The 23,737-nt window shown below is 71.2% G+C and carries 21 protein-coding genes; 10 read left to right on the top strand and 11 right to left on the bottom strand.

Annotated elements, in window-relative coordinates; genetic code table 11:
- Positions 1-143 precede the first annotated feature (143 nt).
- The gene (locus STRBO_RS0106000; RefSeq protein ID WP_020113921.1) at positions 144-2,192 is read right to left on the bottom strand and encodes a thioredoxin domain-containing protein; all 2,049 of its coding nucleotides are present in this window, start codon (positions 2,190-2,192) and stop codon (positions 144-146) included.
- A gap of 235 nt (positions 2,193-2,427) precedes the next feature.
- On the opposite strand from STRBO_RS0106000, the gene STRBO_RS0105995 reads away from it, so the two are divergent.
- Positions 2,428-5,712: a tetratricopeptide repeat protein gene (locus STRBO_RS0105995; RefSeq protein ID WP_020113920.1), complete on the top strand. Its 3,285-nt coding sequence runs from the start codon at positions 2,428-2,430 to the stop codon at positions 5,710-5,712.
- Positions 5,713-5,927: 215 nt separating this feature from the next.
- Here STRBO_RS0105995 and STRBO_RS0105990 read toward each other — a convergent pair whose 3' ends face one another.
- Complete coding sequence (locus STRBO_RS0105990; protein ID WP_005480851.1) at positions 5,928-6,173, bottom strand: hypothetical protein; 246 nt, start codon at positions 6,171-6,173, stop codon at positions 5,928-5,930.
- Positions 6,174-6,194: 21 nt separating this feature from the next.
- Entirely contained in the window at positions 6,195-7,046 is an 852-nt protein-coding gene (mca, locus tag STRBO_RS0105985) for a mycothiol conjugate amidase Mca (protein ID WP_005480853.1), read from the bottom strand.
- A gap of 251 nt (positions 7,047-7,297) precedes the next feature.
- On the opposite strand from mca, the gene STRBO_RS0105980 reads away from it, so the two are divergent.
- Together STRBO_RS0105980 and greA are read left to right on the top strand one after the other, a co-directional pair.
- Entirely contained in the window at positions 7,298-7,696 is a 399-nt protein-coding gene (locus STRBO_RS0105980; RefSeq protein WP_005480855.1) for a DUF4307 domain-containing protein, read from the top strand.
- Positions 7,697-7,931: 235 nt separating this feature from the next.
- Complete coding sequence (greA, locus tag STRBO_RS0105975) at positions 7,932-8,432, top strand: transcription elongation factor GreA (protein WP_005480857.1); 501 nt, start codon at positions 7,932-7,934, stop codon at positions 8,430-8,432.
- 105 nt (positions 8,433-8,537) lie between these two features.
- Here greA and STRBO_RS0105970 read toward each other — a convergent pair whose 3' ends face one another.
- From STRBO_RS0105970 to ilvA, 3 genes are all read right to left on the bottom strand, one after another.
- The gene (locus STRBO_RS0105970) at positions 8,538-9,323 is read right to left on the bottom strand and encodes an ABC transporter permease (protein ID WP_078531454.1); all 786 of its coding nucleotides are present in this window, start codon (positions 9,321-9,323) and stop codon (positions 8,538-8,540) included.
- Between the two features lie 217 nt (positions 9,324-9,540).
- Entirely contained in the window at positions 9,541-10,557 is a 1,017-nt protein-coding gene (locus STRBO_RS0105960; RefSeq protein ID WP_005480861.1) for a daunorubicin resistance protein DrrA family ABC transporter ATP-binding protein, read from the bottom strand.
- A 205-nt stretch (positions 10,558-10,762) separates the two neighbouring features.
- On the bottom strand, positions 10,763-11,992 hold the full coding sequence (gene ilvA, locus STRBO_RS0105955; RefSeq protein ID WP_020113918.1) for a threonine ammonia-lyase: 1,230 nt from the start codon (positions 11,990-11,992) through the stop codon (positions 10,763-10,765).
- Between the two features lie 164 nt (positions 11,993-12,156).
- Here ilvA and STRBO_RS0105950 point away from each other — a divergent pair, with 164 nt between their 5' ends.
- The 3 genes from STRBO_RS0105950 (at position 12,157) to STRBO_RS42700 (ending at position 13,528) form a co-directional block, all read left to right on the top strand.
- On the top strand, positions 12,157-12,651 hold the full coding sequence (locus STRBO_RS0105950) for a MarR family winged helix-turn-helix transcriptional regulator (RefSeq protein ID WP_005480865.1): 495 nt from the start codon (positions 12,157-12,159) through the stop codon (positions 12,649-12,651).
- 140 nt (positions 12,652-12,791) lie between these two features.
- Complete coding sequence (locus STRBO_RS42705) at positions 12,792-13,283, top strand: sigma factor-like helix-turn-helix DNA-binding protein (RefSeq protein WP_028796488.1); 492 nt, start codon at positions 12,792-12,794, stop codon at positions 13,281-13,283.
- Complete coding sequence (locus STRBO_RS42700) at positions 13,280-13,528, top strand: hypothetical protein (RefSeq protein ID WP_005480867.1); 249 nt, start codon at positions 13,280-13,282, stop codon at positions 13,526-13,528. Before STRBO_RS42705 ends, STRBO_RS42700 begins: the two co-directional genes overlap by 4 nt.
- A 16-nt stretch (positions 13,529-13,544) precedes the next feature.
- Here STRBO_RS42700 and STRBO_RS0105935 read toward each other — a convergent pair whose 3' ends face one another.
- On the bottom strand, positions 13,545-14,699 hold the full coding sequence (locus STRBO_RS0105935; RefSeq protein ID WP_005480869.1) for a cystathionine gamma-synthase: 1,155 nt from the start codon (positions 14,697-14,699) through the stop codon (positions 13,545-13,547).
- 143 nt (positions 14,700-14,842) lie between these two features.
- On the opposite strand from STRBO_RS0105935, the gene STRBO_RS0105930 reads away from it, so the two are divergent.
- The 3 genes from STRBO_RS0105930 (at position 14,843) to STRBO_RS0105920 (ending at position 18,873) form a co-directional block, all read left to right on the top strand.
- The gene (locus STRBO_RS0105930; protein ID WP_005480870.1) at positions 14,843-15,961 is read left to right on the top strand and encodes a hypothetical protein; all 1,119 of its coding nucleotides are present in this window, start codon (positions 14,843-14,845) and stop codon (positions 15,959-15,961) included.
- Between the two features lie 177 nt (positions 15,962-16,138).
- A complete protein-coding gene (locus STRBO_RS0105925; RefSeq protein WP_005480872.1) occupies positions 16,139-17,779 on the top strand; it encodes a M48 family metalloprotease in 1,641 nt (546 codons plus the stop codon).
- A complete protein-coding gene (locus STRBO_RS0105920) occupies positions 17,776-18,873 on the top strand; it encodes a hypothetical protein (RefSeq protein ID WP_005480874.1) in 1,098 nt (365 codons plus the stop codon). Before STRBO_RS0105925 ends, STRBO_RS0105920 begins: the two co-directional genes overlap by 4 nt.
- Positions 18,874-19,019: 146 nt before the next feature.
- Here STRBO_RS0105920 and msrA read toward each other — a convergent pair whose 3' ends face one another.
- From msrA to STRBO_RS0105900, 4 genes are all read right to left on the bottom strand, one after another.
- Positions 19,020-19,532, bottom strand: coding sequence for a peptide-methionine (S)-S-oxide reductase MsrA (gene msrA / locus STRBO_RS0105915; protein WP_028796487.1), 513 nt, complete (start codon positions 19,530-19,532; stop codon positions 19,020-19,022).
- 156 nt (positions 19,533-19,688) lie between these two features.
- Positions 19,689-20,141, bottom strand: coding sequence for a DUF5707 domain-containing protein (locus tag STRBO_RS0105910; RefSeq protein WP_020113916.1), 453 nt, complete (start codon positions 20,139-20,141; stop codon positions 19,689-19,691).
- A gap of 287 nt (positions 20,142-20,428) precedes the next feature.
- Entirely contained in the window at positions 20,429-21,271 is an 843-nt protein-coding gene (locus STRBO_RS0105905; protein ID WP_005480878.1) for an MBL fold metallo-hydrolase, read from the bottom strand.
- 238 nt (positions 21,272-21,509) lie between these two features.
- A complete protein-coding gene (locus tag STRBO_RS0105900; protein ID WP_020113915.1) occupies positions 21,510-22,553 on the bottom strand; it encodes an NAD(P)-dependent alcohol dehydrogenase in 1,044 nt (347 codons plus the stop codon).
- A 171-nt stretch (positions 22,554-22,724) separates the two neighbouring features.
- On the opposite strand from STRBO_RS0105900, the gene STRBO_RS0105895 reads away from it, so the two are divergent.
- The gene (locus STRBO_RS0105895) at positions 22,725-23,651 is read left to right on the top strand and encodes a helix-turn-helix transcriptional regulator (RefSeq protein ID WP_005480881.1); all 927 of its coding nucleotides are present in this window, start codon (positions 22,725-22,727) and stop codon (positions 23,649-23,651) included.
- The last annotated feature ends 86 nt before the right edge of the window (positions 23,652-23,737 follow it).

The following is a 23,737-nucleotide window of genomic DNA, read 5'->3' as shown; positions in this document are numbered from 1 at the left end:
ACTAGGGGGAAACTGTGAACCCAGGGAGCCCTTCCGATAAAAAGCGTGTTTCCGTTCGAGGGAACACGTAGTCGGATGTGTCCGCACACCGACCTGTTTCTCGACAGTTGTTCGATCTTGTCACGGTCTCTGACCGGCGAGTTTCAGCCGGTCGAGGCCACCCCCAGAGCCGTCCGCAACCGGTCGACATCGGTCGTGGGAGCGTCACAGGTGAAATTTCGGCAGACATACGCGGTCGGTTCACCGCCGACGAGCGGACGGTCGGCCAGCAGCGGCAGTTCGTCGCTGTCCGGGGGTCCGACGGCGACCACCGCACCCGGCGCGGTCCCCAGCAACGCCGTCCGGTGCAGTTCCCGCGTCCCCGGATGCCCCTGCGGCCCGAGGACCGCCACCTCGCGCGGCCCGTCGAGCAACGCCTCGGCGGTCGCCAGACCCCACCCGATGAACCTCGGCGCACGCGGCCCCAGCGCCTTCACCACGCCCAACGCCCGCTCCGCGGCGGTCCGGTGCGGCTCGGAGCCGGTGTGGGCGGCATAGCCGAGCAGCGCCCCGGCCGCCGCGCTCCACCCGGAGGGCGTGGCGTTGTCGGTCGGGTCCTGCGGCCGCCGGATCAGCTTCTCCGCGTCACTGGCGGTGTCGTACAGCGCCCCCGACTCCTCGTCGACGAACCGCACGAGCACATGGTCGAGCAGGAACCCCGCGAACTCCAGCCACACGCCCTCCCCCGTGACCGAGGCCAGCGCCAGGAACCCCTCCGCGACATCCGCGTAGTCCTCCAGCACCCCCGCGTTGGCCCCCACCCGACCGTCCTTGCTGGTCCGCGCAAGCCGCGCCCGCTCGTCCAGGTGCAGGCGTACGAGGAGGTCGGCGGCGGCGATCGCGGCGTCCACCAGGTCGGGGCGGTCGAAGTAGGCGCCGGTCTCGGCGAGCGCGGCGACGGCCAGCCCGTTCCAGGCGGCGACCACCTTGTCGTCCCGGCCGGGAGCGGGGCGGCGCACCCGCGCCGCGAGCAGCCGCTCCCGGATCGACTCGATCTTGTCGGCGTCGAACACGCCCTCGCGCTGCGGGAGTTGCAGCACGGACGCCCCCTCCTCGAAGGTGCCCTCCTCCGTGACCCCGAAGTGGTGCGCGGCGAGCCGCGCGTCCTCCTCGCCGAGCACCTCGGTCAGCTGCTCGGGCGTCCAGACGTAGTAGGCGCCCTCGACGTGCTTCCCGGTACCGGTGCCGTCGTCGCTGTCGGCGTCCAGCGCGGAGGCGAACCCGCCCTCGTTCGTCCGGAGTTCACGGACCATGAAGTCGGCCGTCTCCAGCGCGACGCGCCGGGCGAGTTCGGAGCCGGTGGCCCGCCACAGATGGGCGTAGACCCGGCAGAGCAGGGCGTTGTCGTACAGCATCTTCTCGAAGTGCGGCACGACCCACTCCCGGTCGACGGAGTACCGGGCGAAGCCGCCGCCGAGCTGGTCGTAGATGCCGCCGCGGGCCATACGTTCGCACGTGTCCCGCGCCATCTGCAGCGCGCCCTCGGAACCGGTGCGCGCCGCGTGCCGCAGCAGGAACTCGATCACCATCGACGGCGGGAACTTGGGCGCCCTGCCGAACCCGCCGCGCGCCGCGTCGTACTCCCGGGTGAGCCCCAGCAGCGCCTGCGCCAGCTCGTCCTCCCCGGGCACGTCGACCGCCGCGAACTTCAGCTCCCGCCCGGCCAGGTCCCGCACGATCTTCCCGGCGACCTCGGCGACCTCGTCCCGCCGGTCGGCCCAGGCGGCCCGCACGCCCTCCAGCACCTGCCGGAAGGACGGCATCCCGTGCCGGGGCGCCGGCGGGAAGTAGGTCCCGAAGTAGAAGGGCTCCCCGTCCGGCGTCAGGAACACGGTCATGGGCCAGCCACCCTGCCCGGTCGCCGCCTGCACGGCCTCCATGTACACGGCGTCGACGTCGGGGCGCTCCTCGCGGTCGACCTTGATGTTGACGAAGTGGGCGTTCAGGTACTCGGCGGTCTCTCCGTCCTCGAACGACTCGTGGGCCATCACATGGCACCAGTGGCAACTCGAATACCCCACGCTGAGCAGCACCGGCACGCCCCGCCGCCGCGCCTCCTCGAACGCCTCGGCCGACCAGGGCCACCAGTCGACCGGGTTGTCGGCGTGCTGGAGGAGGTAGGGGGAGGTCTCGTGGGCCAGTCGATTCGCCATGGGCACCATCATTCACCAGTACCCGCGCAGCGCCGTTCAGCACAGGCGCGCGCCCCCGAAAGGGGCGCGGGGAACCGCGCGGGCGACCACGAAGGAGCCTCGGCCGGCGACGGCCCCCGCCCCCGCGGCGAAACCCCGAACCTCGCCCCCGGCAGGGATCACGCCCTCTCGATTAGTCGCGCCTCTCGCCCCACACTGGCCGGAGGCATGCCGTTTCGGCGAAGGGGGACGTGTGATGCGGGACAGCCACCGGGGGGAGGCCGAAGGGCTGTTGGTCCGGGCGGTCGAGGAGGAGGTCCGCAGGTCGGGCGGCCGTACCGACGGGGTGGTGCTCCTGGGCCGCGCCCGCGCCGCGCTGGACACGATGGCCCGCAACGCGGCGGAGGAGTACGAGGCGTACACCCGCGCACTGGACGAGTCACAGGCCGGCCGGCTCACCTTCGGCCAGCGCTACGCGAAGGAGGGCGCCGGAACCGCCCTGCTGGTGGCGGGCGTTGCCGCGGGCACGGCGGTCGTGGCCGACCTCTCCTTCGGCGTCGGCGCCGGCACCGCCGTGAGCACCGGCCTGATCGTCGGCATCGCGAGCGCCGTGGCCACGGTCCTGAAGGTGACGGCCTCCCATGTACCCGCGGCCCATCACCGCGCGGGCGCCCTGAGCCAGCCCGGCGGCCCCGAGCAGCTGCGGCTGCAGTGGCTGACGGCGCTGGAGGTGCGCGGGATACGGCCGTTCCTGGACCAGCAGCGCGTACTCGCCGCGTCCACGCCGAAGAAGAAGGCCCCCCAGCTGCGCGGCGCCGACAAGAGCGCGGCGGCGCGGCGGCGCAACGTGCTGGAGCAGTCGTTCCTGCAGATCCCGGAGGCGGACGACCGCTTCGCGGGCCGGCGCACGGAGCTGGGGAGGATCCGCCAGTGGGTGCAGGCGGCCCGCGCCGAGACCGAGACCCGGCCGACGGTCGTCGTGCTGCACGGCGCGCCCGGCTCCGGTCGTACCGCCCTCGCCGTGCGCGCGACCCACGAGCTGCGGGACTACTTCCGCGGCGCCTGCGTGGTCGATCTGCGCGCCGACAGCCCGGAGGAGATTCCGCTCTCCACCCGGGACGCGCTGATGCATCTGCTGAATCGCCTCGGCGCCCCCCGCGACCAGCTCCTCTTCCGTGAGCGCACCTCACAGGACCAGCAGGTCAAGCGGCTCAGCGAGCTGTACCACCAGCATCTGGCGGCCGTGCCGGTGACGATCGTCCTCGACGACGCCTCCGACCCCGAGCAGGTCCGCGCCCTCGTCCCCGAGCGCTCCGACAGCCTCGTCCTGGTCACCGCCCGCTCCGCGCTCGCCCTGCCCGCCGACCTGCCCGCCTGGGTCCACGAGCTCCCGGTCGAGGCGCTCGACGGGAAGGGCGCGCTGGAACTCCTGGAGACGACGGCCTCGGAGCCCGGGGTACTGTCCTCGGCTCCGCCGGCACAGGCGTACGGCGGCTCGTCCTCGGCGGGCTCCGTGACAGCGATCGACCCGCACGCGCACACCGCCGAACCCCTCGCCCGGATCCGGGAGCTGTGCGGCGGCCTGCCCCTCGCCCTGCGCGTCGCCGGTTCCTCGCTCGGCCCGCGCACGCCGGGCCAACTGGCCACGGAACTGGGTGCCTACGGCCCGGTCGAGCCGGTCGAACGGGCCCTGTGGCTCCGCTACACCGACCAGTCGGACCTCTCCCGCAGACTGCTGCGCCGCCTGGCGCTGGCCGGGCGCGCCTCCCTGGGCGCGGCGGCTGCCGCCTCCCTCCTCGCCACCGACGAGACGGAGGCGACCCGCCACCTCACCGCGCTGGCCCGCGCGGGCCTGATCGACCATGTCCACGGCAACCGCTACCGCCTGCACGACCTGGTCCGCGCCTTCGCCCACGCCCGGCTCCTGGACGAGGAGGAGCCGAGCGAGCGCACCGCCGCGCAGGAACGCCTGATCGTCACCTACGCCGACCTCGCCGACTCCGTCCTGCGTCTGGTCGACGGCAACATGTCGACCCGCTCGGACCGCTTCGGCCAGCACGGCTTCGTCTCCCTGGACGAGGCGCTGCGCTGGCTGGACGACGAGACCAGCTTCATCACCTCCACGCTCCGGCACGCGGAGGGCGTGAACCAGGCGGCGGTTCTCAGCCTCCTCGGAGCGCTGTGCGACTACTGCCTGCTGCGCGGCGACCTCTACCGCCTCGGTGAGCTGAGCGAGCTGGCCCAGTCGGTCGACCAGGGCCTGCTGACCCGCTCGGTGCAGTGGCGTACGGGTATCGCGGCCCGTCAGCTGGGCGAGCTGGACAAGGCCCGCACGACGCTCGCCTCGGTCGTCGGCCTCTACCGGGAGACCAACCACGACGCGGGCGCCGCCCGTGCCCTGTGCTCGCTCGGCATCACCCTGCACCACCAGGGCAATCTGACCGAGGCGGCGGAGAAGCTCCTGGAGGCGCTCCAGCTCCAGTCGGCCCCCCAACTGGCGGCGGACCGCGCCTGGACGATGCACGCCCTGGCGGCGGTGGAACGCGACCGCTCCCATCTGGCGGACTCCCTGGACCTGTTGACCCGCGCCCTGGTCATCCACCGCCAGCAGGAGTCCCTGCACGGCGAGGGCTGGGCGTACTTCCAGTTGGGTCAACTGCTGCTGCGCATGGGCGAGATACCGCGCGCGGAGAGCGAACTGCGCACCGCCCTGGACCTCTTCGGCCGGACCCGCGACGCCCGGGGCCAGGCCTGGTCCATGACCCAGCTCGCCCGCGCCCGCCTCGTCGCCGGTGACCCCTCCGCCGCCGTCGACGGTCTTCGCCAGGCCCTGTCGCGCCACCGCGACAACGAGGACGCCCGCGGCGAGGCCTGGAGCGGCTACTACCTCGGCCAGGCACTGGAGGAGACCGGCACCCTCGACCAGGCGGTCCGCGAGCTGGAGCGCTCCCGCACGATGTTCTCCCGCATGCGGGACGTCTACGGTCTGGCCTGCGCAAGACATCATTCGGCCCGCGTCACCCGCGACCAGCGGGCCGTCCAGACCGGCTCGCTGCGCAACTCCGGCTTCGCCCGCCAACTGCTGGTCGACGCCCGCGCGGACTTCCAGCGCATCGGCGTCGCCCACGGCGAGGCCTGGACCTGCCTGGAGCTGGCCGTGGTGGACGCGGGCAACGCCCGCACCCCCCAGGCCCTGGCCCTCTGCGAGGAGGCGACCCGCCTCTTCACCTCCTACGGCGACCGCCGCGGCGAGGACTGGGCCCGCTTCCTCAAGTGCACCCTGCTGCCGTACGCGGCCCCCGGCGGCGTCGAGATCGGCACCGCCGTCGCCCAGGAGGACCTGGCCCACCTCTCCCGCACCGCCCACCCGCTGCGCGACGAGAAACTCACCGAGTACATCGAGGCGTACGGGCTGCTGCTCGAACGGGGCGTGAACCTGGAGAGCGGCTGGCGCGCCTGGACCCTCGGCATGGTCCCGAACCGCCACGCGCGGGAGGTGATGGGGGTACCGGTGACGGGCGTCACGGGCGGGCACGGGTGAGCGAACGGCGCCGGGGCGCCCGACGCGGCAGAACAGCACCGGGCGCGCGACACGGCTGAGGAGCGCCGGAGTACCCGTCACGGCGAAGGAGCACCGGGTGCCCGTCACGGCGACGGGCGCCGTGGGACTCCGCGACACCCGAGCGGTGTCACGGAGCCACGTCGCCGCACGATCGCCCCGGGCGTCAGCCGTTCACAGACGTCGTGCCCCGGGCGTCAGCCCTTCGCGGACGTCGCCTTCCCGCTCGCCTCCGACGCCGTCTCCTCGACGGAGGCGTCCGTGTCCGGCGACTCCTTGAAGTCGACCTTGCCCATGTGCTTGTTCATGGACTTCATCAGGCCCCAGACGGCCAGAGCCATCACCGCGAACACGATGAAGCCGAGGACGCCGGGGGTGACCTTGTCCTTGTCCAGCTCCTTGGCGAGGGGGACGAGGTGTGTGACTGCCAGGCTTACGCTCATGTCTGGCATTGTCCCCCAGGGCTAACGGATGCCCGCAAAGAGGTCGTCCTCGGGGAGCGAGGTGTCCACGAGGGACTTCGCCAGCTCGTACTCCTCGGTGGGCCAGACCTCCTTCTGGATCTCCATCGGAACCCGGAACCAGCCCCCGTCGGGATCGATCTGCGTGGCGTGGGCGAGGAGTGCCTTGTCACGGATCTCGTAGAAGTCGGCGCAGGGCACGTGCGTGGTCAGGGTGCGGTCCTTGTGCTCGGACTCGTCCCAGCGCTTGAGCCAGTCGCCGTACGGGGACTCCATGCCACGGGACACCAGGGCGTTGTGCAGCGCCTCGGTGCGCGGACGGTTGAAGCCCTGGTTGTAGTACAGCTTCTGCGGCTGGTACGCCGGGCCGTACTCGGCCTCGGGGTACTTCTCGGTGTCCGTCGCGCCCTCGAACGCCACCATCGAGATGTTGTGGGTCATGATGTGGTCGGGGTGCGGGTACCCGCCGTTCTCGTCGTAGGTGGTGATCACCTGGGGACGGAACGCGCGGATCTTCCTGACCAGCTCGCCGGCCGCCTTGTCGACGTCCTCCAGGGCGAAGCAGCCGTCGGGAAGGGGCGGCAGGGGGTCGCCCTCCGGAAGGCCGGAGTCGACGAAGCCGAGCCATTCCTGGCCGACGCCGAGGATCTCCCGGGCCTCGTCCATCTCCTTCTTGCGAACCTCGTGAATGTGCTCCTCGATGTACTTGTCGCCCTGGAGTTTCGGATTGAGGATGGAGCCGCGCTCCCCGCCCGTGCAGGTCACGACCAGCACGTCCACCCCCTCGGACACATACTTCGCCATGGTGGCCGCACCCTTGCTCGACTCGTCGTCGGGGTGCGCGTGCACGGCCATCAGTCGCAGCTGGTCAGTCAAGACTCATTCCCTCGTAACTCGGCGCCCGGCCTGAACTTCGGTGACTCGGCCCGGCGCGATCCGGAGAGTCCATACTGCCGTCCCGCTCGGACACCCGGGTGCGGGGCGGCCGTCAGGCGCTGGGCGGGGGGCTTCTATAGTGACGGCATCGGGGGGCGGGATATTCCCGGTCCGATGCGTGGACGCCCCTGCCGGGAGCACGCTCCCGGCCCCTTTCCGAGAGGACGACCATGACGACGGCGAGCACGCGGCTCCCCCAGGGCCGCTACGGCCGCTCCGCGGACGAGCGCGCCGACCGCAAGCTCAAGGTCATCGGCAGCGTCCTCGGCGCCGCCCTTCTCGTCCTGATCGGCTGGTTCGCCTACCACTACGTCGCCGGTAACAGGATCAGCGTCGAGATCTACACCTTCGATACCTCCGCGCATGCGGTGAAGGTGCACCTCAGGGGCGACAAGGACGCCGGTGTCGACGGCTACTGCACCGTGCGCTCCCAGTCCGAGGACGGCGCCGAGGTCGGCCGCGCCGACTTCCGCTTCGCCGCCGATGTCACGGACATCGACAAGATCGTCACGCTGAGGACGACCTCACGCGGCACCACGGCCGAACTCCTCGGCTGCCACGCCGGCTGACCCGGCCCCGGACCGCTGGATCGGCGCACCCGGACCCGGCCCGGCCTCCACCCGGCCCGCGTCGGCCTCCACCCCTCCGAATGTGCGCCGTGACCTGCGTCGACGTAACGCTTGTGGTTTATGTCCTCCCCCTTCGGCCACCGAATTGTTAGGCTCGTGGTTTCGCCCACTCGAGAAGGAACATTCTTCTGTGTAGGGCGATGCTTTGTATTCCCAGTACCTACGAGGAGCACCTGTGACCCAGACCAGCGAGAACGTCACCTGGCTGACCCAGGAGGCGTACAACCAGCTCAGGGCCGAGCTGGACTACCTGTCTGGTCCCGCGCGCACGGAGATCGCCGCCAAGATCGCGGCCGCGCGCGAGGAGGGCGACCTGCGCGAGAACGGCGGGTACCACGCGGCCAAGGAGGAGCAGGGCAAGCAGGAGCTCCGGGTGCGCCAGCTGACCCAGCTTCTGGAGAACGCCAAGGTCGGCGAGGCACCGGCCTCCGCGGACGGCGCGGTGGCGCCCGGCATGGTCGTGACGATCGCCTTCGACGGCGACGAGGACGACACGGTGACCTTCCTGCTCGCCTCCCGTGAGTACGCCAGCTCCGACATCGAGACCTACTCGCCGCAGTCCCCGCTCGGCTCGGGTGTGACCGGCAAGAAGGTCGGCCAGGACGCGCAGTACGAGCTGCCGAACGGCAAGCTCGCCTCGGTGAAGATCCTCAAGGCCGTGCCCTACCAGAGCTGATCGCCCCCGCTCGTCCCGTGGCCCCCGGTGCCCCTTCGGCGCCGGGGGCCCGGTCGTGCACCGGGCCGGTCGGCGCTCACGGCGACGCCGCTCACGCCACGCCTCTCACGCCGACGCCGAGCGGTACTTCCGTACGGACAGGGTCCGGAATATGACGACGATGAGGACCGACCAGATCAGCGAGGCCCACACCGGGTGCTGCATGGGCCAGGCGTCCGACGGTGACACTCCCGGGTTGCCGAACAGCTGGCGGCAGGCCTGGACGGTGGCGCTGAACGGGTTCCACTCGGCGATCGGTTGCAGCCAGGACGCCATCTGCGAGGAGTCCACAAACGCGTTGGATATGAAGGTGACCGGGAAGAGCCAGATCAGCCCACCCGAGGTGGCCGCCTCGGGGGTGCGCACGCTCAGGCCGATCAGGGCGCCGATCCAGGTGAACGCGTAGCCGAGGAGCAGCAGCAGTCCGAAGGCGCCCATGATCTTGCCGAAGTTGGTCGGCTCCGCGTAGCCGGGACGCCAGCCCACCAGGAGCGCGACGGCGGCCAGGACAACCAGGGTCAGCGACGTCTGCACCAGGTCGGCGATGGTACGGCCGGTGAGGACCGCGCCGCGGGCCATGGGCAGGGAGCGGAAGCGGTCGATGAGCCCCTTGTGCATGTCGTCGGCGATGCCCGCGCCGGCTCCGGCGGTGGCGAAGGTGACGGTCTGCGCGAAGATGCCGGCCATCAGGAAGTTCTTGTAGACGTCCGGGTCGGTGGAGCCGCCGATGCTCATCGAGCCGCCGAAGACGTACGAGAACAGGACGACGAACATCACCGGCTGTATGAGCCCAAAAATAATCATTTCGGGAATCCGACTCATCCGAATCAGATTGCGACGGGCGATGACCATGGAGTCGCTCACTGCACTCACTTCGCCTCCTCCTTCCCTGCGCTCACGTACCGGCCTGCGGCGTGTTGCGAGATGGATCCTGGCCGACACGAGCGATCAGGATTCGGGATCCGGGACATCCGGATCAGATTTCTCTTGGCGACGACCAGCGAGTCCCTGACGGACTGGGTGATCGGGTTGCCGGGCGGCACGACGTGCACGGCGCCTTTGACGATGCTCACCTCGTCCCCTCCTTCCTGCGGTCACGCCCCTTGGCGGCGGCGGTCCCGGCCTGCCCCTCGGCCTCGTCCTTCACCTCGGCGAGATGTCCCGTCAGCGAGAGGAACACGTCGTCCAGGGTGGGGCGGCGCAGACCGATGTCGTCGATCTCGATGCCCCGGGTGTCCAGCTCGCGGATGACCTCGGCGAGGAGCTTGGCGCCACCGGTCACGGGCACGGTGAGCAGTCGGGTGTGCTCCTCGACGGATGTCTCGCCCTTGCCGAAGCCGGTCAGCACCCCGATGGCGTCCGGGATGCGCTCGCGCTCGTGCACGACGACCTCGACGCGCTCGCCGCCGGTGCGGGCCTTGAGCTGGTCGGAGGTGCCGCGGGCGATGACGCGGCCGTGGTCGACCACGGCGATGTCGTGCGCGAGGTGGTCGGCCTCTTCGAGGTACTGGGTGGTGAGCAGCAGGGTCGTACCGCCGGAGACCAGCTGCTTGATCACCTCCCACAGCTGCTGGCGGTTGCGCGGGTCGAGTCCGGTGGTCGGCTCGTCCATGAACATCACCGGCGGCGACACCACCAGCGCGGCGGCCAGGTCGAGCCGGCGGCGCATACCGCCGGAGTACGTCTTGGCGGGCCGGTCGGCGGCGTCGGCGAGATGGAACTGCTCCAGCAGCTCGCCCGCCCGCGCCTTCGCGTCCTTGGCCCGCATCTGGTACAGCTGGCCGACCATCTGCAGGTTCTCGCGGCCCGTCAGATACTCGTCGACCGCGGCGAACTGGCCGGAGAGGCCGACCGAGCGCCGGACCGCGTCGGGGTTCTTCAGCACGTCGATGCCGGCCACGACGGCCCTGCCGCTGTCGGGCCGCAGCAGGGTGGTGAGGCAGCGGACGGTGGTCGTCTTGCCCGCGCCGTTCGGCCCGAGCAGACCCAGGACGGTGCCCTCGGGAACATCGAGGTCCACGCCGTCCAGGGCTTTCACATCACCGAAGGTCTTCACCAGGCCTTCGGCATGAATGGCGCCTGGCATGTGATTTCTCCACGTCTTTGGGGTTCCTTCGCAAAGCCTAAGTTTGTACGTTTTGTTCTGACCGACTCGCGGCATGGGCCGCGTCGTCGAGCCGACCGACACACCATAACGCGATGTATCGCGTCCCTCAATGGACTTTCCCGAACGAGTGACGCACGGCGGACGACGGGTCGCCGGCCTCGGTCGAGGACGTCAGTCGAGGACGTCAGTCGAGGACGGTGTAGCCCGCCTCACGGAGGGCGTGGTCGACCTCGGCGCAGTGCGTCGGTCCCCTCGTCTCCAGGTGCAGTTCGACCTCCACCTCCGTGAGCCCGAGCCTGGGATCGGTCCGCACATGGCTCACGTCGAGGACGTTGGCGTCGACCACGGACAACACCCCCAGAAGTGTCGCGAGGGCACCGGGGCGGTCGGTCAGGCGGAGACGGACCTGCAGGTAACGGCCACCGGCGGCCATGCCGTGCCGCAGGATGCGCTGCATCAGCAGCGGGTCGACGTTGCCGCCGGAGAGCACGGCGACGACCGGGCCCTCGAACGACCCCGGGTCGCGCAGCAGGGCGGCGACGGGGCTGGCCCCGGCCGGTTCCACGACCAGCTTGGCCCGCTCCAGGCAGAGCAGCAGGGCGCTGGAGAGGTCGTACTCCGACACCGTGCGGATCTCGTCCACCAGCTCGGCGATGATCCCGAACGGCACGTCGCCGGGCCGTCCGACCTTGATGCCGTCGGCCATGGTCGCCGGGTTCGCCACGGCCAGGGGCAGCCCGGCGGCCAGCGAGGGCGGGTACGCGGCCGCGCCCTCCGCCTGCACGCCGACGACGCGCACGTCCGGCCGCAGTGACTTCACCGCGACCGCGATTCCTGCCGCGAGTCCGCCGCCGCCGACCCCGACGACGATCGTGCGCACCTCGGGGCACTGCTCCAGGATCTCCAGGCCCACCGTGCCCTGACCTGCGATGACGTCATGGTGGTCGAACGGGTGGATGAACACCGCGCCCGTCTCGGCCGCGTACTCCTGGGCGGCGGTCAGCGTCTCGTCGACCACCGTGCCGTGCAGACGCACCTCGGCGCCGTACTCCTCGGTCGCGCTGATCTTCGGCAGCGGGGCGCCCTTCGGCATGAAGACGGTGGAGCGCACGCCGAGCAGCGAGGAGGCGAGGGCGACGCCCTGGGCGTGGTTGCCGGCGCTCGCGGCGACGACTCCGGCGGCCCGCTCCTCGGGCAGCAGGCCCGCGATCCGGACGTACGCGCCCCGCAGCTTGAACGACCCCGTCCGCTGGAGGTTCTCGCACTTGAAGTGCACCGGCGCGCCGACGAGCTGCGTCAGATGCCTGCTGCCCTCCATGGCGGTGACACGTGAAACACCCGTAAGCATCTTCTGCGCGCCCCGCACGTCGTCGATCGTCACGCGCGGAAAGGAGTCAGCCGTGCTGTAGCCCATGACCACAGTCTCGCAGTTCACAGGGCCCGAACGCGGGTGTGACCAAGGGGCGGGACCGGGTTTCACCAGGGCCCGTACACCCCACGCCCGGTCCGCGTACTCTGTCCCCCAACCCAGCGCCCCACGCATGAATTGAGCCTTTGGCCATGCCCACAACACCTGAAATGTCGATGGACATGACGACCGTCGGTGAGAACGGTCTTCTCGACACGCTGCAGCACGAGGTCGCGGTCTTCGCACGCCGTGCCGAACAGACCCGGCTCGGCGGCGTCGGGCAGGTGCGCAACTCGATGGACCGTGCCGCCTACCTGCTGCTCAACCGTCTCGACAAGGAAGGGCCGATGGGCGTCAAGGCGCTCGCGGCGAGCATGGGGATCGACTCCTCGACGGTCACCCGCCAGGTGGCACCACTCGTGGACACCGGACTCGTCAAGCGCACCTCGCACCCGGAGGACGGCCGTGCCGTGGTGCTCCAGCTGTCGCCGCGAGGGCTGTCCCGCCTTGAGGAGGTACGTTCCTCCAGGCGTCAGCTGATGGCCGAACTCACCCAGGACTGGGCCCCCGAGGAGCGCGAGGCGTTCTGCTCCCTCCTCACCCGTTTCAACACCGCGCTCTCGACCCGCATGGCCGCGGCGCCGGAGGCACCGTCGCCCTCCTGACCCTTGACCGCGCCCCCGCTCCTGGCCTCATATGAGACCGGGCCCTCGTCGTACGCGGCGGACGTATCCCTCCGCGGCGGACCGATCCGCGCGCGACCGGGCCCCGTTCCCCTCAGGGTCGGCCTCAGGCGGGAGGCGTGGTGCGAGATCGGCAGGTGGCCCAAGGCGCCCGCCGGGCCAGGGAGTTCGAGGCGTTCGTCGCGGGTGCGGCGGGGCGGCTGCTGCAGACCGCCACCCTGCTCACGGCGGAACCGCCGGACGGCAACCCGCGCGCGCGGCGGTTGCTGACCCATGCCCTCGCCCACACGTACGCCACCTGGGACCGGCTGCGCGGCGAGGACCCCTACGACCGGACGCGGCAGCAGCTGGCCGTCCGCTTCGCGCGCGGGGCGTGGCATCACCACGGTCTCTTCCGCCCGCCGCCCGGCGGGGCACTGGCCTTTCTCGGCCCGCAGGAGCGGCTGATCCTCGTCCTGCGGCTCTACGAGGGGGTCGCCGCGGAGCAGACGGCCGCGCTGCTCGGGCTGCCCGTGGAGCGCGTGACCACGATCTGTCTGCGCGCGATGGCGACGGTCCTGCATCCCCCGCGCGAACCCGCCCTGAAGAAGGTGGCGAAGGTGGCGCCGTCATGAGCCTGCGGGACCGCGAGGCGGCCGTACGGCAGATCCTGGAGCGCCAGTCGGTGCAGGTGCCGCCCGACCTGTGCGGGGCGGCGGTACGGCGCGGCGGGCGCATGCTGCGGCGCCGCGCGGTGGCCCGGCACGTGATGTGGGTACTGCTGGGGGCCGCCGTGGTCGCGTTCGTCGTGTGGGCGCTGACGGCCCGCCCCTGGGTGGAGCCGCCGTCGACGACGACCCCACCCGTGTCGGGCTGGTGAGCGCCCGGGCCCGGGTCTAGCCCAGGGCCCGCTGAAGGTCCTCCAGGAGGTCGTCGACGTTCTCGATGCCCACGGAGAGGCGTACGAGGTCGGCGGGCACCTCCAGGGCCGAACCGGCCGCCGAGGCGTGCGTCATGCGTCCCGGGTGCTCGATCAGGGACTCCACGCCGCCCAGGGACTCGCCGAGGGTGAACACCTTGGCGCGGTTGCAGACCTCGACGGCCGCCTCCTCGCCGCCGGTGACCCGGAAGGACACCATGCCGCCGAACGCCCTCATCTGCTTGGCGGCGACCTCGTGGCCGGGGTGCTCGGGCAGCCCCGGGTAGAGCACGCTCGACACGCGCGCGTGCCGGGTGAGCATGTCGGCGACCTTGGTGGCGTTCTCGCTGTGCCGGTCCATCCGGACGGCGAGGGTCTTGGTGCCGCGCAAGACCAGCCAGGAGTCGAAGGGTCCGGCGACGGCGCCCATCGCGTTCTGGTGGTACGCCAGTTCCTCGCCCAGCTCCTGGTCGCCGACGATCAGTGCGCCGCCGACGACGTCGGAGTGGCCCCCCATGTACTTGGTGAGCGAGTGCACGACGACGTCCGCGCCGAGCGCGAGCGGCTGCTGGAGGTAGGGGGTGGCGAAGGTGTTGTCGACGACCAGCCTGGCGCCCGCCTCGCGGGCGATCTGGGCGACGGCCGGGATGTCGGTGATGCCGAGCAGCGGGTTGGAGGGGGTCTCCACCCAGACGACCTTCGTGCGCGGGGTGAGGGCGGCCCGGACGGCCGCCGGGTCGGCGGTGTCGGCCACCGACCAGTCCACGCCCCAGCGGGAGACGACCTTCGCGAAGAGGCGGAAGGTGCCGCCGTAGGCGTCGTTGGGGATGACCACGTGATCGCCGGGGCTGAGCAGCGTGCGCAGCAGGCAGTCCTCGGCTGCCAGGCCGGACGCGAACGCGAGACCGCGGCGGCCGCCCTCCAGGGCGGCGAGGTTCTCCTCCAGCGCGGTGCGGGTGGGGTTGGCGCTGCGGCTGTACTCGTAGCCGCCGCGCAGGCCCCCTACGCCGTCCTGCTTGTAGGTCGAGACCTGGTAGATCGGCGGGACGACCGCGCCGGTGAGGGGATCCGCGGTGTTGCCCGCGTGGATCGCGAGGGTCTCGAAGTGCTGGCTGGTGTGGCTGTCGCTCATGGGTACCGAGCGTAAGCGGTCGCGGGGGTTCGAGGCGCCCCGTGCCCCTGCGGCTCCGCCGGGGAGCCGTGCCCGGACCGGAGTTGTCCACAGGCGACGGGCCGGGTTGGGCAATTGTCGGCCGGGTCTGGAACCCTTGTGGCATGGAGATTCTCTGGGTCCTGATGGCGATGCTCATGATCGGCTTCGTGGCGTGGCCGATCCTGGCGCGCCGCAGGGCCGGCATTCAGCAGGTGGAGGCGGGGCACCCGGACGCGGCGGACCCGGCGGACTACGGGTTCGTGCGCCAGGAGCTGCTGGACGTGCGGATGCCGGGCCCCGACAAGGATCTGCTGGACGTGCTGGACGTGGTGCAGCGTTCCGAGGACTACCGGGCGGCGAAGCAGCTGCTGGCCGGCACGGAGGCAGCCGGCGAGGTCCGCTGGCAGCGGGTGCAGGCGTTCGCGGGCGCGGCGGCGCTGGAGCTGACGCAGCGGCCCGGCGGGGTGGGCGAGACGCCGGGCGGGCAGTGGCTGCGGGTGTGGCGCGCGGAGGCGCCCAAGGACGCGGGCGGTGCGGCGGTGCACGCGGAGTTCCTGGTGCAGCAGGCGTGGCGGACGTCGACGCCAGGCACGGACGACTTCCGGATCATCATGGAGGAGGCCAGGTCGGCGTGCGGTGACGCGGCGCTGCTGGCCCCGGGCGACCCGATCCCGTACATCATCGAGCTGTCGGTGGCACGTGGGCTGGAGTACCCCCGCGCGGAGTTCGAGCAGCTCTGGCTGAAGATCCTGGACCGTGCCCCGGACCACATGGGTGCCCACATCGCGGCCCTGCACTACTGGTGCGAGAAGTGGCACGGCTCGCGCGAGCTGGCGTACTCCTTCGCCGAGGCGGCGGCGGCCCGCGCTCGGCAGGGGTCGCTGCTCGCGGCGATGCCGCTCTTCGCGGTCTTCGAGCACCTGCCCGAGGTGAACCTGGTGCAGGGTTTCTACCGCAGCGAAGTCGTCACCAAGGCGATCCACGGCGCGCTGTTCGCGGTGCACGCGGCGCGGCCGGACGATCCGATGCTGGCCCATGTCCGCCACCTGCTGGTCTTCTTCCTGGTCCGCTCCGAGCGCTGGTCCGAGGCCATGGACCAGCTCATGCACGTCGACGGGCACGTGGGCGCCCTTCCCTGGACCCTCACCTCCGACCCGGCCGCCGACTACGCGATATACCGGGCCCTGGCGGTGGCGGGCTACGAGGCGAACGGGGGCAGTCCCGCGACGCTGCCGCACTGACCCGACCGGGCCGCGGGGCCCGCCCCTCAGGTGGGCCCTTGCAACCCCGCACATCCGTGCGAAATACTCCGCCCCTCACACCTTTTGGTCATGGACACGCCTCAAGTCGTCCGGCTTTGACCATTTTCAACGCATAAATGATCGTTCGCGATCTTTCCCGTGGGGGGACTCTGCCCAATGGGCGCGACCCTGCGCGCACTGCGCGCCCTCGTGCTGCTCGCCGGCTTCTATCTGCTCGGCGTGCTCCTGCTGGCGGCGCTCGCCGGCGCCGACTACCTGCTCTACCTGTATGCGCCCTCCAGCCTCGCCCCCAAGCTCTACGTGGTCTCCGTACTGCTGGCGATCCCGCTGGTCCGCGGTCTGTTCATGCTGCGGACGCCGAAGGGCGAGGATCCGCCGGGCCTGCCGGTGACGGAGGCCGACGAGCCCGCACTGTGGCGCACCGTACGGGAGCTGGCCGCCGCGGTCGGCACCCGGGCGCCGTCCCGGATCGTCCTGACGGCCGACGTCAACGCCGCCGTCAGCGAGGACGCCCGGCTGCTCGGCCTGCTGCCCGGACCGCGCCACCTCTACCTCGGGATGCCGCTGACGCAGGGCCTGACCGAGGCACAGCTGCGCGCGGTCCTCGCCCATGAACTGGGCCACTACTCGAACGCGGACACCCGGCTCGCCGCGATCACCGCCCGCGGCCGGGCCCAGGTGCTGCGCACCATCGGGCACTTCGAGGAGCGGGCCGACAGGACCGCGGGACGTGAGCGGGCCCGGCTGGAGAAGAAGAACGCCAAGGCCGCGGCCAAGGGGAAGAAGACCAAGGAGATCGACACGACGGGCGCGGGCATCACCTACCGCGTGATGGCGTGGCTCTACGCCGGCTACGGCAAGCTCTACATCCGGGCCACACTCACCGGTTCGCGCCGCCAGGAGTACGCCGCCGACGCCGCGGCCGCCCGGATCGCCGGCCGCGACGCCACCGCCTCGGCGCTGCGCGAGATACCGGCGCTGGACGCCGCGTTCGGCTTCTACATGAACAGCTACGCCACGCTCGGCGCCGAGGCCCGGCTGCTCCCGCCGCGCGGCGAGTTCTTCGGCGGCTACGGGCGGATGCTCTCCGCTCGCCAGCTCGAACTGATCGGTCTGCGCACCGAGTTGCCCACCGAGCCGACCTCCCCGTACGACTCGCACCCGCCCATCGCCGACCGGGTCGAGCGGATCGAGGCGCTGGCCGCCGACGGCCGCGCGGACGAGGCCCGGGGCGCGGCGCTCGGACTGCTCACCGACCCCGACCGGACCCTGGCGGCGCTGGAGGACGCGGTCCTCACCGAGGACGTCCTGCGGTTCCGGCGCACCGCCGACTGGCAGGAGCTGCTCGACGGCGCCATGGTCGCGAACCTCGCCTCCTTCGACACCGCGCTGCACCGGGCGCTGGCGATGTACACCAAGAGCCACCCGTCCCTGGCCGCGCTGCTCAAGGTCATCGACGACGGTCAGCTGTGGCAGCTGGCACGACGGCTGCCGCTGTCGGACCAGGCTGCCGAGGCGCAGGGCCGGGCCTTCCGCGAGTTCGCGCGGCCCGCGCTGGCGGACGCGTTGCAGGGCATGGTGCTGGCCGAGCTGAGCGCCCACTCCCGGCTGAGCTGGCAGTTCTCCTGGTCAAAACCGGCAGCGGTACGGCTGCCGCCCGCGCCGGACGGCACGGAGGCCGACCTGGGCACAGCGATCGCCGCGGCGGTCGCCGACCACCCCGACACGGGCCCGCTGCGCACGTTGCTGCCCGCGCCCCAGGACCCCGCGAACCGAGAGACGGACGCGCCGCGATGACCGTACTGCTCTGGATACTGGCCGTGCTGGCGGTACCGACCGTGCTCTTCGGCCTCTGGATGGCCTGGGTCTTCCTCAAGGAGTTCTTCTCCCCCGGCACCGACGCCGACCCGGACGTCGCCGAAGCCCTGGGGCTGCTGCCGGCGGAGCGCCAGAACTCCGGCCTCTCGGGTCCCCTGCCGGCGGGCCACGATGCGGCGCTGGCCGCCGTGCGCGGCGGCGACTGGAAGGCGGCCGCCAAGCTGATGCACGACGCGGGCCGGGACTGGGAGCGCCGGTCGTTCACCGCGTATCTGCTGGGCGAGATCGCGGCGAAGGAGGACGACTGGCTGCTCGCCTGGGAGGCGGACCGCCCCGACGACCCGGACGCCGCCGTCGTACGGGCCCGCAGCACCGTGATCCTGGCCTGGAACCTGCGCGGCGGGAAGAAGGCCAAGTACACGACCGGCGAGCAGTTCGGCGGTTTCCACCGGATGCTGGAACGTTCCCGCGAGGAGATCGGCCGGGCGGCGGCGCTCAACCCCGACGACCCCACGCCGTACATCACCGAGATCTGGGTCGCGCTCGGGCTCGGCTACCCGAACTCCGAGATGGACAGGCTGTGGGCGGAGATCACCGCCCGGGCCCCGCACCACTACGAAGCCCACTTCTCCGCATTGCAGTACTGGTGTGCGAAGTGGCGGGGCTCGGAGAGGTTGGCGGTGGAGTTCGCCGAGCGCGCGGCGGCCCAGGCCCCGCTCGGCAGCCTGCTCACCGCGTTCCCGCTCATCGCGCACTTCGAGCACGACACGTCGGACGACAACAGCGTCGACCGTACGCCCCGGATGATCGGCCGCGTGGACGCCGGCCTCGCGGACGCCGCTGCGGCCGACCCCGCCCACCCGCGCCTGCCCGAACTGCGGCACCTGCTCGCGTACTACCTCACCCTGCAGGACCGCGACGACGCCGCGCTCGAACAGTTCAGGCTCGTCGACGGGTACGTCAACGCCCTGCCGTGGCGCTACCAGGGCGACGGCGAGGCGATGGCCGCGTTCTACTGCCGCATCCGGAACGCCTCGGCGGGGGCGGTGGCGGCGACGTCCGCGACGGACTGAACGGGCGGTACGGGTAGTACGGGTAGTACGGGTAGTACGGGTAGTACAAGACCGTACGCCGTACCGAGCCCGCGCGGACGCCGGACAGAACGCGGGCGGTGCCTGGAACGTTCACCAGGCACCGCCCCGCCGGGCCGTCTCGCGGGTCAGCCCTCCGTGCGGGCGGGCAGCCGCCATCCCGGACGCGGGAAGTGGCAGGTGTAGCCGTCGGGGTAGCGCTGCAGGTAGTCCTGATGCTCGGGTTCGGCCTGCCAGAAGGGGCCGACCGGCTCCACCTCGGTGACGACCTTGCCCGGCCACAGGCCGGAGGCGTCCACATCCGCGATGGTGTCCTCGGCGATCCGCTTCTGCTCGTCGTCCACGTAGTAGATCGCCGAGCGGTAGCTGAGGCCGATGTCATTGCCCTGGCGGTTCTGGGTGCTCGGGTCGTGGATCTGGAAGAAGAACTCCAGGATCGCCCGGAAGTCGGTTCCCGCAGGGTCGAAGAGGATCTCAATGGCCTCCGCGTGCGTGCCGTGGTTGCGATACGTCGCGTTCGGCACGTCACCCCCGGTGTATCCGACCCGGGTCGCCACGACCCCCGGGAGCCGGCGGATCAGGTCCTGCATTCCCCAGAAACACCCGCCCGCCAGCACGGCCCTCTGCGTCTGCGCAGCCATTGCGGCCCTCCCATACGTGTCAGCTCGGTGGCTCGGCGTACTCGGCTCGTACACCATCGCCATCCGACGCCCACCGACCTCAACGCGCGAGGGCTCCAGGCGATTCCATCCCCACCCAGCGGGATCGCACAGGCTCCCGGTCACGTGCCGGCCAGGTCACCGGACGATGAAGTCCGCCGCCTCGGTGTCCAGGGTCGTGGTGCCGTCCTTGGCGGTGGCCAGGACGGCGACGTGCCAGGCACCGCGCGGGGAGGACTTCGCGTCGGAACCGGTGACCTTGACGCTGTACGTGCAGTGCACGGTGTCCTTTCCGGAGGGCTTGCAGACGGCCGACTCCGCGCCGGCCATGTCCTTGGCGGTCAGCCCGTCCTTGGCGAAGGACGAGTCCTGCGGCCATGCCAGCACCTTCACGCCCTTGACACTGGAGGACGCCGTGACGTCGGTGGCGAAGGTGAGCGAGCCGTCGCGGTCGCCGTGGGGAGCGGTGTAACGGGCCGTGCTGTGCGCCAGCTTCACCGGCTGGTCCCCGGCGTAGGCAAGGGTGAGGGCACCGGCGCCACCGAGGACGACGACACCGGCGGCCACGGACAGAAGAGTGCGTCGGGACATAGGAGACTCCATAAGAATCCGAGCTGCCTCGGGACGGCACTCTCTGCGCCGCTTCCCCGATACTCGCCGCCCAGGGGCCCACCGGGCATGAGCGCACCTACTCAACTCAACCTGAGTAGGCGGTTGTTGTGCCCCTGGGACACAGGGCAGCGAGGGCTCGGCGGGGCAGGTCTCTTGCCCGATCGGCGGGGCGAAGGCCGAGGGCTGAGGGCTGAGGGCGAGGGCTGAGGGCTGAGGGCGAGGGCTGAGGGTCGGGGTCGGGGTCGGGGTCGGGAGTCGGCTTTCGCTCACCCTCCGTGGCCGCCCCCGTTCGGCTCGAACCCCGCCAGCATCTGTTCCAGGGCCGCCTGGTCCGGGCCAGTGAAGGGCGGGGCGTCGGGGGCGGTGGCGAGGGTGTCGAAGAGGGAGTTCGTGATGCCGGTGGCCGGGGGGAGGTGGGTGGAGAGGACGAGGTCGGGCTCGCGGTCCTTGAGGGGGCCGAAGGTCGCCAGGTACTTGTCGCTGTCGACCGTCCTGACCCAGGGGCTGTCCACCGTGGCCCACAGCAGCTGAGCCATGCGCAGGTCGTCGGCCGGCACCTCGCGGACGTCGTCGGCCCGGGCGAGGTCGGCCGTGGGCAGGGGCGCTCCGAAGCAGTCGGAGCTGAAGCAGACGCCGGAGCGGTCGTCGAAGAAGCCGACGGTGGCGGGGTTGTCGAACAGGGGCGGGCGGAAGCCGGTGAGGGTACGGTCGCCGATGTCCATCGATTCGCCCGGGTTCAGCAGATAGCAGCGGTCCAGGGGCAGGGGGCGTTCGCAGGAGAGGATTCCCGCGCCGACGAAGGTCGTCACGACCCGGGCGTCGGGCGCCGCCGCCAGCAGGTCGAAGAGGCCGCCCGTGTGGTCGCGGTCAGGGTGGGTGAGCCAGATCCAGCGCACGTCCGCCGGGTCCAGGACCGTGGCGAGCGTCTCGACGAAGTCGCGGTCGGGCAGGCTGAGTCCGGTGTCGACGACGACCGGCTGTGCGGCCGACAGCACGAAGGCGTTGACCGGGATGTGGCCGATGCCCGGGACCTCCAGGCTGTCGGCGAGGACGGTGATGTCCGGGCGGACCGTGTGGACGGTGCCGGGGCGGACCTTCTGAAGGGGCATGTCGCCCTCCTCCGCGCCCCCCGGGTGGTGATCGTTTTCGTGGCGGCGTGCCGTGTGTCTTCTCCCCCCTCCATCGTCCGGCTGCGGGGGTGGGCCCGCATCCGCACGGGGTGGGTCCGGGGAGCATGGGCAGGGGCGGCGTGAGGCGTTTCGCCCCCCACCGCCCCTATCCATGCTTATCCACGCCCCTCACAGGGGAAAGCAGGGGCTGGGCCCGCCGCTCTCCTGACCGGCTTTCTCAGATCGTCGACGTGTCGATCACGAAGCGGTAGCGGACGTCGCTCGCCAGCACCCGCTCGTACGCCTCGTTGATCTGGTCCGCGCGGATCAGTTCGATCTCGGCGCCGAGGCCGTGCTCAGCGCAGAAGTCGAGCATCTCCTGGGTCTCCTGGATGCCACCGATGCCGGAGCCCGCGAGGGTCTTGCGGCCGGCGATGACCGAGAAGAGGTTGAGGGCCACGGGCTCCTCGGGGGCGCCGACGTTCACGAAGGCGCCGTCGGTCTTCAGCAGGGAGAGGTAGGCGTCCAGGTTCAGCGGGGCCGAGACCGTCGAGAGGATGAGGTCGAAGGTGCCGGCCAGCTCCTTGAACGTCGCCTCGTCGCTGGTCGCGTAGTAGTGGTCGGCGCCCAGCTTCAGGCCGTCGTCCTTCTTGCGCAGGGACTGCGACAGGACGGTCACCTCGGCGCCGAGCGCGTGGGCGAGCTTGACGCCCATGTGGCCGAGGCCACCGAGACCCACGACGGCGACCTTCTTGCCGGGGCCGGCGTTCCAGTGCCTGAGCGGGGAGTACGTGGTGATGCCGGCGCACAGCAGGGGCGCGGCCTCGTCGAGACCGATGCCGTCGGGGATGCGTACGGTGAAGGCCTCGGCGACGACGATCTTCTCCGCGTAGCCGCCGTAGGTGGGCTCGCCGTCCTTGCCGATGGCGTTGTAGGTGCCGACGTTGCCCTTGAGGCAGTACTGCTCCAGGCCCGCGCGGCAGTTCTCGCACTCGCGGCAGGAGTCGACCATGCAGCCGACGCCGACCTTGTCGCCGACGGCGAACTTGGTGACACCGGAGCCGACGGCCTCGACGACACCGGCGATCTCGTGGCCCGGGACCATCGGGAAGATCGCCTCGCCCCAGCCCTCGCGGGCCTGGTGGATGTCCGAGTGGCAGATACCGGAGAACTTGATGTCGATCAGAACATCGAACTCACCGACGTCGCGGCGCTCGATGGTGGTGCGCTCCAGCGGAGCCTTGGCAGCGGGCGCCGCATAGGCGGCAACAGTGGTGGTCATGCCGGGATTCTCCTGATCGTCGTCCCGCAACCGGCCTGCCTTCCGGCCGGGTGCGGATACCAGCCTGCCCGAACTCACAGGGTTCACCCAGGTCACGGCTTTGCGTACGTCCGCTGGTCCTACCACTGGCGGGGTCAGGCTCCCCGGCGTACGACCGTGAATACTTGCCGTATGGACGAACAGCCCGAAGCAGCGCAACTGCCACCCCTCGGTGAGGCCGGAGCCGCCGGTGCCCTGGACCGGCGCGCCGAGCTGAGCGAGTTCCTGCGCACCCGGCGGGCCCGGCTGAAGCCGGAGGACGTGGGGCTGCCGGCGTTCGGACGGCACCGGCGGGTCCCCGGGCTGCGCCGGGAGGAGCTGGCGCAGCTCGCGGGGGTGTCGGTGGCGTACTACACGCGGCTGGAGCAGGGCAACGGGCGCAATGTGTCGGCGGAGGTGCTGGACGCCATCGCGCGCGCCCTGCGGCTGACCGACGCCGAGCACGCGCACCTCAGCCACCTCGCGAAGCCGAAGGCGCACAAGAAGAAGCGGTCGGCCCGCCCCCAGCAGGTGCGCAGCTCCCTGCGGCAGCTGATCGACACGCTGGACATGGTTCCCGCGTACGTCACCGGCCGGCGCTCGGACATCCTTATCTGGAACCGGATGGCGGCGGCGGTGTTCGGGGACTGGTCGGAGTTGCCCGCGCAGGAGCGGAACTGGGCGCGGATGGTGTTCCTGCGGCCCGACTACCGGGATCTGTACCTCGACTGGGACCAGAAGGCGGCCGACATCGTCAGCTATCTGCGGATGGACGCGGGCTGTCACCCGGACGATCCGCTGCTGTCGGCGCTGGTGGGTGAGTTGTCGGTGAAGAGCGAGGAGTTCCGGCGGCTGTGGGCGACGCACGACGTGAAGGAGAAGAGTCACGGGGTGAAGCGCATGAGTCATCCCCTGGTCGGTGAACTCACCCTCTCCTTCGAGACGTTGCAGCTGCCCGACGATCATGAGCAGAGCCTGATCACCTATCACGCCGAACCGGGATCCCCCTCGGCCGACGCCCTCCGCCTCCTGGCCAGCTGGGGCACGGACGCGCCCCGGGCACCGAGGGTGACGCCGTAGCCGGATGCCACGACGTCACCCCGGATGCCTTCTGCCGTCCGCCGTGGGGTGCCTCAGGTGCGGTGCCTCAGGCGGAGCGCCTCAGA

Source organism: Streptomyces bottropensis ATCC 25435 (genome assembly GCF_000383595.1).
GTDB classification, from domain to species: Bacteria; Actinomycetota; Actinomycetes; order Streptomycetales; family Streptomycetaceae; genus Streptomyces; species Streptomyces bottropensis.
Note: the sequence above shows the minus strand (reverse complement) of the source record. Positions and strands in the feature narration are given on the sequence as shown.